Below are 13499 nucleotides of genomic sequence, written 5' to 3' on the forward strand. Positions count from 1 at the left end.
TTACCTTATCTTACTGGCTGTTACAAGAATGTTTCTTGTTTATTCTCTGTTTAATTTTCAAAGACCACATCGCCTCAGCGACTTTTATATCTTAACAAATCTGTTGTTCTTTGTCAAGAACTTTTTTGAAATTTGTTTTTGTCATTTTTAACAAATAAAAAATAACAACTGTTCTTGTTTGTTCTAATTTCACAACCAAAGAACAGTTGTTATTATATCACATATAGTAAGGTTGTTTACTAATCAATATGCCTTTATACAAATTTAAATCCAATTTTTCTTTTAAATACTCTAATTAACTGAAAATAACTATATATGATACACCTAGCATAGTTTATTTATATATTATTATTTACTATATAATAAGTAATATGATCTTGCCATTTTCCATCTATGTATAAATAATTTTCATTTATACCTAGTTCTTTAAATCCACACCCTTTTAATACTTTTTGAGACCTAATATTGTCTACTAAAGTTGAAGCTTCTATTCTATGTATATCAACTTCATTAAATGCATAGTCTATAAGCAATTTAAGTGCTTCTTTCATGTAGCCATTTCCTTGGAAATCTTTATCTATTGAATATCCTACATTACAATTTTTAAATACACCCATTATTATATTTGATATCTTTATCTTTCCTATAAATTTTTTATCTTTATATATGCCGAATTCTAGGCTATTTCCATTTAGGTATTGTTTATATGAATCCATCAATAAATCTTTTTGACCCTTTAAAGTATAGAATGTTTTGTCTCGTGTAGGTTCATATTTTTTTAAATGATGTTCATTTCTTATATAATAATCTAATAATTCTTCTGCATTTATAGGTGTTACAAGTTTTAATTTAATATTTTTTCCTTCTAAGTTTATCTCTTTATATAAATTACATCTTCTAAAAGTATCTATATCCAATCCAAATAAAAACTCACTACTTTTTATACCTTCTATTAATCTACTATGGTTTATAACACCTTCTAGGTAAAACCCATATTCCATAAAAATAGCTGGATTCATATTTTCATTTATTATAATATTTATTTTACAAATGCCTTTTTTGTAAAATAAATATTGTAAGAAATCTTTTAATATATAATTCAAATATATATTAGAATTTTCACCATCTCTATAAAAATTTAATCTAAAGCAACAATATTTATTTGTTTTAGATAATTCTAATATGAATATTCTACCTATACTTATACCTGCAATATCTTTAATTATATATTCATTCACTGTACCTTTAGCTAATTCTATACTCACCTTAAACTTATTGCCCATAAACTCTCTCTCCTACACATAAAGAATTTCAAATCATTTTTTTGTATTTCTGTGTATTAAAAACATGAACATTAAAGAAATAAATAAACTTGCAGGAATAAGGCAATAGGCTTTATAAATACCTGCTAAGTCATTTAACCATCCCATAAAGAAATTTATACTCATATTTACAAATGAAGATAATGTTACTACTATACCTGTTATATAAGCACTATGATTGGGATAGTTTTTACTAACAGTTAATACAGTAGTAGGATATACTATTGAAAAAAATATTCCAGATAATGATATCATTATTAATCCCATTTGTCCCAATGTTATCCCTGTTGTATACATTATCAAGGCTATGGCCAAAGACACACATACAGCTTTTATGTAGTTAAATTTTTCAACTACAAATCCACCTACCAATCTACCTAATGCAAATAAGGATGAAAATAAAAATATATAATATGAACTTTGATTCTTATTATATTTATATCCATTTTCCATCAGATTTACAAACCAATTTGCAGTAGCCATTTCACTAAAAGCATAAAATCCTAATCCAAATACATAAAAATATAGTAGTTTGTCCTTAAAAATTTCTTTCCATTCTAATTTATTATTTTCTTTGGACTTGTCAATTTTAGGAACCTTAATAAAAAATAATAATATATATATTATAAGAGTTATAATTGATAAATAAATATATATTCTTCTCCAAGTTATGCCTCTATACAAAAGCATTCCAGAAATTCTTTGAGATATAGCTAATCCCATTCCATAATTAAAATGAGTTAAATTCATTATTATTGCCTGAAAGCTTATAAAAATAATAGGTATTATTGTATTATTGGATATAGCAAGAAAAGCTTGTCCTCCATTTATCATGAACATTCCTATAACAAGAATGCTGTAATTAGGCGCAAAATTTAATAATAAAAATGATATACATATTATTAAAAGCCCTGTTCCATATACTGTCTTTTGGCCTTTCCTTTCACACAATATACCACCTAAATATGTAAATAATGTGTATCCTAATGTACTTATAGTAATCATTAATCCTATCTTAGTATTACTTACATTGAACTCATTTTTAAATATAGGTATAAAGATTCCTCTTGTACTATCACAAACAGCTACCAATATCATGGTTAGAAACATATATAACAACAATATTAAATTTTTATTTTTTTCTTTGATGGCTAATCCCCCCTAAATCTTTGCTCTTAATAATTATAAAACAATCATATTCAATTTATTTTATTATATCTTTTACCACTTCTCCTGCTATTATAAGTCCAGCACAAGGTGGAACAAAAGCTATGCTAGCTGTAATTGGTCTTCCTTTTTCATTTATTGGTCTATTAGCATTTTTTATTGGAGCTTCTTCTGAATATAAGACCTTAAGACTTTTTATATTTCTTTTTCTAAGTTCAGATCTCATAATTTTGGCTAATGGACATATCTTAGTATCATATATATCGGCTATTTTTAATTTAGTAGGACATAATTTATTTCCAGTTCCCATACTACTTATTATATTTACATCATTATTAATACACCATACTATACTTAATATTTTTGAAGAAACCGTATCTATAGCATCTACAACATAATCTGTATTGTTATCTATTATTTCATTTATGGTGTCCTCATCTATATATAATTTATGAGCTTTTACATTACAATTGGGATTTATAGATAATATTCTCTCTTTCATTAGCTCTACTTTAGATTGACCAATAGTATTAACATTGGCATGAATTTGCCTATTTATATTAGTTATATCTACTGTATCTTTATCAACTATTGTTATATTTCCTACTCCTGACCTAGCTAATGCTTCTGTTACAAAGCTTCCAACACCCCCAACTCCTAAAACAACAACTTTACTTGTACTTAATTTTTCTACAGCTTCTTTTCCTATTAAAAATTCAGTTCTTTGTAACCAATTATCCATTATAATCCTCCTTAACTTTACGACAATACTCTTATTTTATAACAAAATCAATTATTTAATCTACAAAAATTATAAAAACCCCTATTCTTATATAACCGATCAATTTAAGAATAGAGGTTTAAATCATAAACAGTTTTATAAAGTTATATAAATATTTTACAACAAAACTAGTCCCAGCCTTTTTTAACCGTTAGATTGTTGTAAAATTATAATTTTAATAACAATATATAATCATTTAACCCTTATTCCGAAACATGAATTATACATTATTAAAAAATAAAACTTTAAAAACTGTTATTATCTATTTTTACTAATATAATACATTTAAAATTTTACCATATTTTTATTATTTTATCAATATATTATATCTGTTCCATTAGTTATATATTTAATGTAGATTCAGTTTCTGAACAATACTTAGTAATTATACACTTTTCTATATTTCTAACACATTTTCTGCAAATACAATTTTGCAAATTACCATCACAGTTACTTATTAATGTGTTTATACATTTACTACAATTATCGTTATTTATATTCATATTATAACACCATTCCTCTTATTTTATATCTAATAATTTTATTATGTTTTTTTCTATTTGATCTATTCTTTTATCTTTATAAAATATTGCATTACTTGGACATATATATATACATCTTAAACATAATATACAATTACTATGAAAAACTATACCTCCATTTTCAAAAACTATATTACCTTTAGGGCAATTTCTAACACACATACCGCACTTAATGCAATGTTCTGTACATTTAATATTATTTGATAACTTTGGTAAAAATTTATTAAATCCTTTAGATGTTATTTTCCCAAATAATAATCTAGTTTTACTTATATTTTCTAAATATGTTTGTCCTGTTGAAAATTTGTCTATAATTATATCTACTTTTTTTTCTGCATTTGTTAATATATTTTCCATATCCACTTTAGTAGGCTTTTTCCCTACAGAAAAATAATAATTATTTATCATTTTTATATTAGCTTTTACAACTACATCATAACCTTTACTACTTAAAACTTTGCGCATATTTTCTGGCTCACAGGCAACATTTGCACCTTGAGTAGAATATACCATGCATTTAATACTTTTTTTTACTTTAGGCATATTATTAACAAAATCTTGTACTAATTTTGGACCCATTTCAGCATAAATAGGTGTTCCTATTATTATAAAATCATAATTATTAATTTTCATAAATATATCATCATCAATATTTTCTATACTAACTTTATGTATAATATTGCCTAATTTACTAAATTTATTTTCCATTAGATCAGCTACCCATTTGGTATTACCTGTTCCACTAAAATAAAATAGTATCCCTTTCATGTTAATCCTCCCATCGTAATACCTTTATAAAATAAATTTTCAATATACAATAACATTATATAACATATTATATTTTAAAAAGTATTAAAACTTCCTTAAAAGGAGCTTAAGTTTAAACTTAAGCTCCTTTAGGATTATTCATTTTCATCTCTATCATGCTCTTTTTTAAAATTAACTCTATATTTATCCATAACTTCACTAAATATATCTGCTGCTGGAGGGGGTGTATATGTTATAGCATTTGCTCCTGCTTCTATAGTTTCCATTATACTAGCTTCATTTGGTCCTCCTGTGGCTATTATAGGAAAGTCTGGGTATCGTTTTCTTATTTCTCTTACTATGTACGCTGTCTTTTTAGCTCCTGATATGTTAAGTATGTTAGCCCCTGAATTAATTCTGGTTTCTATATCTTCATATTGTGAAACAATTGTTACTACAATAGGGATATCTATGGTGTCTTTTATTTGTTGTATTACATCATTAGGAGTTGGATTGTTTACAACAACTCCCATGGCTCCTTTAAATTCAGCATCTAAAGCTAAATTAACCACTCTTTTCCCTGTAGTTAATCCTCCACCTACTCCACAGAAAACTGGTATATCTGCAGCTAATATTAAGGATTGCGTTATTATGGGTTGGGGAGTAAAAGGATAAACTGCTATTACGGCATCTGCATTAGTATTTTTAATAACGGCAACATCTGTGCTGTATACAAAGGATTTTATTCTTTTTCCAAAGACTCTAATACCACTAGCTTCTCTAATAATTGAAGGAACTTCTATCATATGGCTTCTCAATACACCTTTTATTTCTGGCACTCGTTTAAGTGTTTTATCACTTCTGTTGTTCATTTTTCCCCTTTTTCCTCCTTAAAAAGCTTTAATTTTTTAATAAATAATTCTATATATATTTATTAAAATCCTTTTTATTTTTATACTCTTCTTAAAATTTTAAATTTATTCACGTGCAGTTGATATACTAGTATTTCATTATCTTTGTTATTACATTTCTTCCTATTTCATCTTCTTCCATATGATATATAGCTTCTTTTATAGGTATCCAATCCATCCATTCTACTTCCTCTGATTTATTTAACTCTCCACCTTCATATGTTGCCATAAATGTAATCATAACTATATCCTTAGTATCTAAATAGTCGCTTCCCAAATATTTTAAGTCTTTTATAGTAATTCCCGCTTCTTCTTTAACTTCTCTATGGACAGTTTCTTCAATTGTTTCTCCGCTAGATACATATCCTGATAGAAGAACTTTAGAATTTTTAAATATGTAACTTTGCTTTAATAATAGGATTTTATCATCTTTAACTACACCTACTACAATACAAGGCTTGGGGGTATCAAAATACATTATATTATGATTTTTACAATATGGAACTCCGCCTTCATCCCAGCTGTATTTTTCAATTAATTTTTCTCCACATAGTGGGCAGTATTTAAATCTCATAATTTAGCTTAATAAAAAGCATTCCCTCCCCTTCCTATAATTTAAACTTCACTCTAAATTTCTATTGGTATAGGGTTATTTAAAGAAATACTATTTTCTTCAACTAAACAATCATAGGCAAAAATATCTACATTCTTTTCTTTTGCCAATCTTAAAGCTTCTCCAAACTTTTTATCCATTTTATAATATGGAGTAAACCTTTTTACACCGTTTAATTGTATTAAAAATAATATTCCTGCACCCATACCCTGATTTTTCACTTCTATTAGCTCTAGTATATGTTTTGTTCCTCTTTCTGTAGGGGCATCCGGAAACATAGTTAAGCCATCAACTTCAAGAGTTACTCCTTTTACTTCTAAATAATATATTTCTCCGTTTTCCTTTTCTAATTTAAAATCAAATCTACTTTTACCAAAGGTTTTTTCTCTCTTAATATTAGTATATTCATTAAGGGGACTTATTTTAGATTGCTCTAATGCCTCATAAACCACTTTATTAGGTATCTGGGAATCTATATTTATAAGCATATTACCCTTGTATCCTGCTATTAAATCATATCGAGTTTTTCTATTTTCATTATTTTCTTCCCTCAATACAACTGTGGAACCTGGTATTAATATTTCTTTACATCTTCCTGTATTGGGTACATGCACTACTTCTATTTCATTATTTATCTTTACATAAGCTTTAAATCTATTTGGTCTTTTTATGAATTCAGCTCTTAATACATTTTTTATTATTTTCAAATTTATTTTATCGAAAAAATTTCGATAATCCTCCCCTCATACTATATATAAATTCAAATATAATTATACACATATCCACAGATTTTATCCACATGTAAACTTGTGAATTGTTGAAAACTTTTACTTTTAAAACTTATTCACATGTTTATAAAAATAATTTAAATATTATAAGAAATATAACTCCAGGTATTCCAAAAAAACCTGCTATTAATGCCGTCCATATATTTATGCCTATAGAAAAATTAAAAAATCCTCCAACAATATTTAAAAAAAACAATAATAATGTTCCTAAAACAGCATTTCCTATTAGACTTAATAAAATTTTTAATGGCCACGAAAATATCTTTACCACTATAAATAACAAAAATATAGCTAATATAAAATAGGCAATATATTCTACTCCCATAAGTTCAACTCCTTTCAATCTATATACTATATCTATATTCTATATTAATACTAAAAATTATATATTGTTTTAATATAATATTAAGTAAAAAATAATAAAAAATAAACCACTAGATTTTTTGTTTCTAATGGTTTAATAATTATAAATTTTATCCTACTTGAACTTCTTTTATATTCTCACAATATTCTACTTTAATGCCCTTTTCTTTAGCTTGTTTTAGGAGATAAACATATTTAGATTTTAATGCCTCTTCCATATATATAGCATAATCAATTAATTTAGGATCATTTGTGTTTTCAAACAATCTTCTACTATTGTCTATTTCTGATATCACGTTGTCTATGGATTCTAATAATAACTTTTCTCCATAAGCTCTATCTTTTAATTTTTTCATTATAAAAAACCTCCCATTTTATCTCCTATTTGAATAATAGACATAAAATGGGATTTATATTCATAAATTTTTTTTATAATTCTATTCTTCCTTCTAAAGCTTTAGCTAAAGTAACTTCATCTGCATATTCTAAATCTCCACCTACTGGTACTCCATGAGCAATTCTTGTAACTTTAACTCCTAGAGGTTTTAATATTTTAGATATATACATAGCTGTTGCTTCTCCTTCTACGTTAGGATTAGTAGCAACTATGACTTCATTTACACTACCATCTATTCTTCTTATTAATTCTCTTAATTTTATGTCTTGGGGACCTCTACCTGCCATAGGTGATATATTACCATGTAATACATGATATACTCCATTATATTCTCGTATTTTTTCCATAGACATTATGTCTTTAGGTTGCTCTATTACGCATATAATAGATTTATCCCTATTAGGATTACCACATATAGCGCAAGGATCTTTGTCTGTAAAGTTACCACATATAGAACAATATTTAATTGTCCCTCTTGCTTTTACTAAGGCCTCCGAGAATTCTTTTACCTCTTCTTTAGGTAAATTTAATACGTATAGAGTAAGTCTTTGGGCTGTTTTATAACCTATACCGGGTAATTTAGCAAACTCTTCTATTAATTTTTCTATAGCTATAGGATAAAAATCCAAATCTTTCACCTCTGTTTTTGCTTTAGCTTAAATTTAGAACATTCCTGGTAAGTTCATTCCTCCAGTTAATCTTTTCATTTCGCTTGAAGTATCTTCTTCAGCTTTCTTTAAAGCTTCGTTACATGCACTCATTATTAAATCTTGAAGCATTTCTATATCATCTTCATCTACAACTTCTGGTTTAATTTTTATGTCTATTATTTGTTTTTTTCCATTAGCAACAGCTATGACTGCGCCTCCACCAACTGTAGCTGAAAATTCTTTCTTTTCCATTTCACCCTGCATTTTTTCCATATCTTGTTGAAGCTTTTGAGCCTGTTTTATTAAGTTATTCATATTTCCTCCACCCATGTTTGGAAATCCGCCTCTTGCCATAAAAAATTCCTCCTTAATATAAATAATTCGATTTTTATTATATCATAATTGTAATATTTAACTAGCTATTCATCAATTATTTCTACTATATTTTCTCCAAATGTATTTTTTAAAATCTCCTCTGGTAAATTTTCTTCTTTAATATTTTCTTCTACTTTATATATTATTCTAATCTTTTCTTTTAGTACCTGAGAAAAAATTTCTTGTACTATTTTATTGTTCTCTGGTTTTTCCAATCTCTTTTTATTAAATGAGTATTGTTTACTATAATTTAAAGTAATAGTTCCTTCTTTACAATTAGATATATTAGCAGTAACTAAAGCTGCATATAATACCATAAGCCGTCTTGCTTTAAAAGCTTCTAATATATCATGCCACATTTTTTTTACATTTTCTATAGTTAGTTTAGAATCTTTATTATATTCCTCTATTACATTTTCTTCTATTTTATCATATTTTATATTTTCTTTAATTTTCTTTATTTCAAATTCTTTTGATTTTAGATTTTGATTGTCTTCTTTAGGTTTTAATGTTATATTCCCCGATTTTATAAGTTCTTCCATCTTATTAAGTCTTGAAAGTATTACTTCCTTAGATGTATCATATTCTATTTTACACATTTTAAGTACAGCTAATTCTAAATATATTCTACTTTGTTTTACCCATTTAGATTGTTGTTCTGCTTCTTGAAGTATTCTTATATTTCTCATTATCTCTTCTATTCTTATTTTTTCAGCTTGCTCTTTTACTAAATCAATATTTTCACTAGACATATCTAGTATTTCATTTGGATTATTACTTATCTTAACCATAAGTATATTTCTAAGATGTGTTATCATATCTTTTATAAAATTATATATATCTTTTCCGCTCAATACTATATCTTCTATTGTTCTCATAGATGCTTCTACATCTTTTTCTATTATACTATTTGTAAGTCTTAGTAGATTTTCATTAGTAACTAAACCTAGCATATCTAAAACCTGATCGTACTCTACCTTTCCATCTCCAGTAGATATAACTTGATCTAGTATGCTAAGAGCATCCCTCATAGCTCCATCTGACATTCTAGCTATAAGATTAAGACTTTTATCATCTGCGTATATGCCTTGTTCTGATACTATTGATCTAAGTCTTTCAAATATTTCTTCATTTTTTATTCTTCTAAAATCAAATCTTTGACATCTTGATAATATAGTTATAGGAAGTTTTTGAGGATCTGTAGTGGCTAATATAAATATCACATTACTTGGAGGTTCTTCTAAAGTTTTTAAAAAAGCATTTACAGCTTCTTGAGTTAGCATATGGACTTCATCCATTATATAAACCTTATTTTTCCCCTCTTGTGGTGGATATTTTACATTTTCTATAACCTCTTTTATATCTTCTAATTTTCTCTTAGAAGCAGCATCCATTTCTATTACATCCATCAATGTTCCACTATTTATTTTTTTGCAAATTTCACATTCGTTACATGGCTCACCATCTTTAGGATTTAGACAATTTACTGCTTTTGATAATATTTTAGCTGTAGATGTTTTTCCTGTACCCCTTGTTCCACAAAAAAGATAAGCATGAGCTATTCTTTTCTCTATAACCTGATTTTTAAGTGTTACTGTTATGTGCTTTTGTCCAACTACATCTTTAAATGTTCTTGGTCTCCACTCTCTATATAATGCGGTATAACCCATTGTTACCACCTTCTTACCATAAATAATTGAAACTATATATAATATTATACACTAATATTTTATTATAAAAAATAAAAGGTACCATTAAAAGTACCTTTAAAATTCTTATTAAACCGTGCACTTCGCTTTGTCTGTTAACTTATGAGCGTTACCTGTATAGTTAGCTCAAACCAGGTTGATCCACGGCACACGAAAGTGTTCACTTACCGCTGCTTCCTTCCGGATCTGACGGAGTTCATGAATTTCCGTTGCGTGGGACCCAATTATCAACACCACTTTTACAGGCCAGACCCCACAAGTTAAAGCCTAGGCGAAGAATTCAACCCTGCTATAGCGGATTGCAGGTTACAGGGCACCGCTAACTCCCCATCTAGCACGGAAAGATTAAATGGCGGAGAGAGGGGGATTCGAACCCCCGATAGAGTTTCCCCTATACACGCTTTCCAGGCGTGCTCCTTAAACCGCTCGGACATCTCTCCATAAAATCTTTCAATTATTATTTTATTATCAACATAAAGTATTATACTATGAAATTATAATAACTTCAATACTTTAATATAATATTTATATAGAATATATGTAATTTTTTTAAATAAAATACATTAAATGTATTTTTACTTTTTAAATTATAATTTTATAAATTTTTTCTTATACTTTTAAAAAAATTTGTTATTATATTACTACACTCATCATTATATAGCCATTTAATACTTATATTACTTTTTAAATATTCGTTGTTTGTAATATTTACTATAGATCCACAAGCCCCTGCTACAGGATCAAATGTACCTATATATAGTTCACTTAGTCTAGATTGAATTATTGCACTAGCACACATAGAACATGGTTCTAATGTTACGTACATCTTACATCCTTTTAGCCTCCAATTATTGATTGTATTACAAGCCTCTCTTATAGCTAATATCTCTGCATGGGCAGTGGGATCGTTTAATACTTCTTTTAAGTTATGACTTTTACCTATAATTTTATTTTCTTTAACTATAATAGCTCCAACAGGCACTTCTCCCTTTGCTAATGCTTTTTTTGCCTCCATAATTGCATATTCTATATAATCATTCATATAAAACTCCTTTTTATTAGAATCTATTTATATACTATTATTTATACCTTTTTATATTTAATCGAGTAGGAGGAAAAATTAATTAAATTTTCCCGACCTCTCACACCATCGTGCGTACCGGTCTGGTACACGGCGGTTCTTTAAGAATTATGTGCTTTCATATAAATAGCCGATAGGCTGCATAAACCTACGGTTTTAAAGAATTGATTATTTAGAGTAGTTTGTAAAATAGGACTATTAGCTATACGCCAGTATCCCTTTCGGGTATTGTCATATTTTATTGCTTGACTATGTGTATATCCCAGCTTTTTAAGATTTTTATATCTTGTTTTAACCCTTTTCCATTGTTTCCATATACACATTCTTATTCTTTGCTTAATCCATATTTCAAAATTTTTGATTATTCCTTTACAGTTTGCTATTCCAAAATAGTTTATCCATCCCCTATTCAAAAGATTAAGTTTTATTATTCTTTCTTCTATCGTAAATGGTTTTGACCTACTGGTTATTTTTCTAACTTTATCTTTGTATCTATTAACAGCTTCAGTATATACTCTTAGTTTAGCAGTATACCTAGCTCAATAGAATGAAAAGCCTAGAAATTTTCTTCTCCAAGGTCTATCTACTTTGCTCTTATCTTTATTTATTTTTAATTTAAGTTTGTTTTCAATAAATAAAGTTATACTTTCCATAACTCTGTTTCCTGCTCTTTGGCTTTTGACGTAGATATTACAATCATCAGCATATCTGCAACTGTCATTCTATCAATACCTGATTTACCTTTATTGGCAACAACCTTTTTATAGGCTAGTTGCATATTTTCTCTTGACAATATTCTTTCTAACGAACCATATTCAAGCCCATCGGTTTCTTGTCTTGTAGTTGCCGTGATTACCCTATGCACTCCGTGCTTATCCTTAGGTTCCACCTTACTTTTAGCCTTAGAGCCTAAATATTTAGTTTTCTGCAATTTTCGAGTATTCTTCGAAACTTGCAAGTTTTAAAACCTCCTAAAGTTCATTCCTTCCCACGCTAACGCGTATTTACGTGGTACTATGACCTCTGCTGACTTCTGATAGTTCAGCTACATATCACTATGTAGGTTATCATTTATGAATTACATCGTCTGATGATATATCTATCAGATATCCCCAGGTAAGAACAACAACCTTCATCTCATGTATCTGCTACATTTACTCCTAAGAATTTGAGTAGTGTTGGACTTTGTTTTGTTTAGCAAACTCGTCCGTCCTTAGTAAGCCTTGTATGTAGTTCGTATCCCTCAGACCGAGACTTTGCCTCTGACTTCCTTCAGATTCCGTCTCACGATGGACACCCTTGTCATTAGCTAGTGGTTCCCACTACTAAGCCCACAACGGACTTTCACCGTCAAGTTGTTGCCCATGCTGGGCACACTAAAATAAAGAGTCCTATAACTATTAAGCTATAAGACTCTTGGTACGCCCGACAGGAATCGAACCTGCGGCACGCAGTTTAGGAAACTGCTGCTCTATCCTACTGAGCTACGAGCGCTCATTTATTCTTTTTACTTTTAATAGTTTATTACAAATCCTTATTATTGTCAACAATTGTATGTATCATAATTAATTTTAACTATAATTTTTACTATTATAGCTAATACTAAAATTAATAATTATTTAATTTATGTAGTATATTTCATTGTAGTATAATATATGTAAAATAGGAGGTGTATATTATGATGGAAGAATTCAAAAATATACTTTTGGCTGGTATTGGTTCAGCAGCTTATACCTATGAAAAAGCTTCTAAATTAGTAGATGAAATGGTTGAAAAAGGTAAGATTACTATAAGCGAAGGTAAAGAATTGTCTGAAGAATTAAAGAGATCTATTAATCTTAATAAAAGGACTAAAAGTTCCTCAAAAGAAAAACCACTAACAAAAGAAGATATAATATCTATATTTAATGAATTAAATTTTGTTAATAAAAAACATCTAGATAATATAAATACTAGAGTAGAATCTCTAGAAAATAAAATTTCTCAATTAGACAAATAATATTAATAAGCCCAACTAATGTTAGGGCTTTTATTTATACTATAATTGTATATA

The 13499-nt window shown here is 27.8% G+C and carries 17 protein-coding genes, 2 tRNA genes, 1 other RNA gene and 1 pseudogene; 1 reads left to right on the forward strand and 20 read right to left on the reverse strand.

Annotation, left to right across the window (positions count from 1 at the left end):
• Window positions 1-338: 338 nt before the first annotated feature.
• The 20 genes and pseudogenes from NGI68_RS14235 to NGI68_RS14330 all read right to left on the reverse strand — a co-directional run bounded on the left by NGI68_RS14235 (window position 339) and on the right by NGI68_RS14330 (window position 12940).
• Entirely contained in the window at window positions 339-1283 is a 945-nt protein-coding gene (locus tag NGI68_RS14235) for a GNAT family N-acetyltransferase (RefSeq protein WP_251862125.1), read from the reverse strand.
• A gap of 33 nt (window positions 1284-1316) precedes the next feature.
• Window positions 1317-2420 carry an MFS transporter gene (locus NGI68_RS14240; protein WP_353505408.1) on the reverse strand — a complete coding sequence of 368 codons (1104 nt, stop codon included), beginning with the start codon at window positions 2418-2420 and terminating at the stop codon, window positions 1317-1319.
• Window positions 2421-2526: 106 nt separating this feature from the next.
• Entirely contained in the window at window positions 2527-3231 is a 705-nt protein-coding gene (locus NGI68_RS14245; RefSeq protein WP_251862126.1) for a tRNA threonylcarbamoyladenosine dehydratase, read from the reverse strand.
• Between the two features lie 380 nt (window positions 3232-3611).
• Window positions 3612-3773, reverse strand: coding sequence for a hypothetical protein (locus NGI68_RS14250; RefSeq protein ID WP_251862127.1), 162 nt, complete (start codon window positions 3771-3773; stop codon window positions 3612-3614).
• A gap of 18 nt (window positions 3774-3791) precedes the next feature.
• Window positions 3792-4580 (reverse strand): EFR1 family ferrodoxin, encoded by a 789-nt coding sequence (locus NGI68_RS14255; RefSeq protein WP_251862128.1) that lies wholly within the window; start codon window positions 4578-4580, stop codon window positions 3792-3794.
• Window positions 4581-4714: 134 nt separating this feature from the next.
• Window positions 4715-5431, reverse strand: coding sequence for a beta/alpha barrel domain-containing protein (locus tag NGI68_RS14260; RefSeq protein WP_251862129.1), 717 nt, complete (start codon window positions 5429-5431; stop codon window positions 4715-4717).
• Between the two features lie 127 nt (window positions 5432-5558).
• On the reverse strand, window positions 5559-6044 hold the full coding sequence (locus tag NGI68_RS14265) for an NAD(+) diphosphatase (RefSeq protein WP_251862130.1): 486 nt from the start codon (window positions 6042-6044) through the stop codon (window positions 5559-5561).
• Window positions 6045-6097: 53 nt separating this feature from the next.
• Window positions 6098-6790 (reverse strand): DNA/RNA nuclease SfsA, encoded by a 693-nt coding sequence (sfsA, locus tag NGI68_RS14270; RefSeq protein WP_251862131.1) that lies wholly within the window; start codon window positions 6788-6790, stop codon window positions 6098-6100.
• Window positions 6791-6935: 145 nt separating this feature from the next.
• Window positions 6936-7196, reverse strand: a complete 261-nt coding sequence (locus NGI68_RS14275; protein ID WP_251862132.1) for a pro-sigmaK processing inhibitor BofA family protein — start codon at window positions 7194-7196, stop codon at window positions 6936-6938.
• Window positions 7197-7344: 148 nt separating this feature from the next.
• Complete coding sequence (locus NGI68_RS14280; protein WP_251862133.1) at window positions 7345-7590, reverse strand: YaaL family protein; 246 nt, start codon at window positions 7588-7590, stop codon at window positions 7345-7347.
• Between the two features lie 73 nt (window positions 7591-7663).
• The gene (gene recR, locus NGI68_RS14285) at window positions 7664-8260 is read right to left on the reverse strand and encodes a recombination mediator RecR (RefSeq protein WP_251862203.1); all 597 of its coding nucleotides are present in this window, start codon (window positions 8258-8260) and stop codon (window positions 7664-7666) included.
• A gap of 33 nt (window positions 8261-8293) precedes the next feature.
• Entirely contained in the window at window positions 8294-8635 is a 342-nt protein-coding gene (locus NGI68_RS14290) for a YbaB/EbfC family nucleoid-associated protein (RefSeq protein ID WP_251862134.1), read from the reverse strand.
• Window positions 8636-8700: 65 nt separating this feature from the next.
• Complete coding sequence (gene dnaX / locus NGI68_RS14295) at window positions 8701-10326, reverse strand: DNA polymerase III subunit gamma/tau (RefSeq protein ID WP_251862135.1); 1626 nt, start codon at window positions 10324-10326, stop codon at window positions 8701-8703.
• A gap of 113 nt (window positions 10327-10439) precedes the next feature.
• Window positions 10440-10705, reverse strand: an RNA gene (ffs, locus tag NGI68_RS14300) — signal recognition particle sRNA large type.
• A 10-nt stretch (window positions 10706-10715) separates the two neighbouring features.
• Window positions 10716-10805, reverse strand: a tRNA-Ser gene (locus NGI68_RS14305).
• Window positions 10806-10960: 155 nt separating this feature from the next.
• A complete protein-coding gene (locus tag NGI68_RS14310; RefSeq protein WP_251862136.1) occupies window positions 10961-11407 on the reverse strand; it encodes a nucleoside deaminase in 447 nt (148 codons plus the stop codon).
• A gap of 140 nt (window positions 11408-11547) precedes the next feature.
• Window positions 11548-11931 (reverse strand): annotated as a pseudogene (locus tag NGI68_RS14315) (group II intron maturase-specific domain-containing protein); the annotation flags it as partial.
• Between the two features lie 54 nt (window positions 11932-11985).
• Window positions 11986-12099: a hypothetical protein gene (locus tag NGI68_RS14320; RefSeq protein ID WP_251862137.1), complete on the reverse strand. Its 114-nt coding sequence runs from the start codon at window positions 12097-12099 to the stop codon at window positions 11986-11988.
• Window positions 12087-12404 carry a hypothetical protein gene (locus NGI68_RS14325; RefSeq protein WP_251862138.1) on the reverse strand — a complete coding sequence of 106 codons (318 nt, stop codon included), beginning with the start codon at window positions 12402-12404 and terminating at the stop codon, window positions 12087-12089. The genes NGI68_RS14320 and NGI68_RS14325 overlap by 13 nt, the downstream gene beginning before the upstream one ends.
• 459 nt (window positions 12405-12863) lie before the next feature.
• Window positions 12864-12940: transfer RNA gene (locus NGI68_RS14330), tRNA-Arg, on the reverse strand.
• A 184-nt stretch (window positions 12941-13124) separates the two neighbouring features.
• Here NGI68_RS14330 and NGI68_RS14335 point away from each other — a divergent pair.
• Window positions 13125-13445, forward strand: coding sequence for a phasin family protein (locus tag NGI68_RS14335; protein WP_251862139.1), 321 nt, complete (start codon window positions 13125-13127; stop codon window positions 13443-13445).
• Window positions 13446-13499: the final 54 nt, after the last annotated feature.

This window comes from Clostridium sp. Marseille-Q2269, from assembly GCF_943736985.1.
Lineage (GTDB): Bacteria > Bacillota > Clostridia > Clostridiales > Clostridiaceae > Clostridium_F.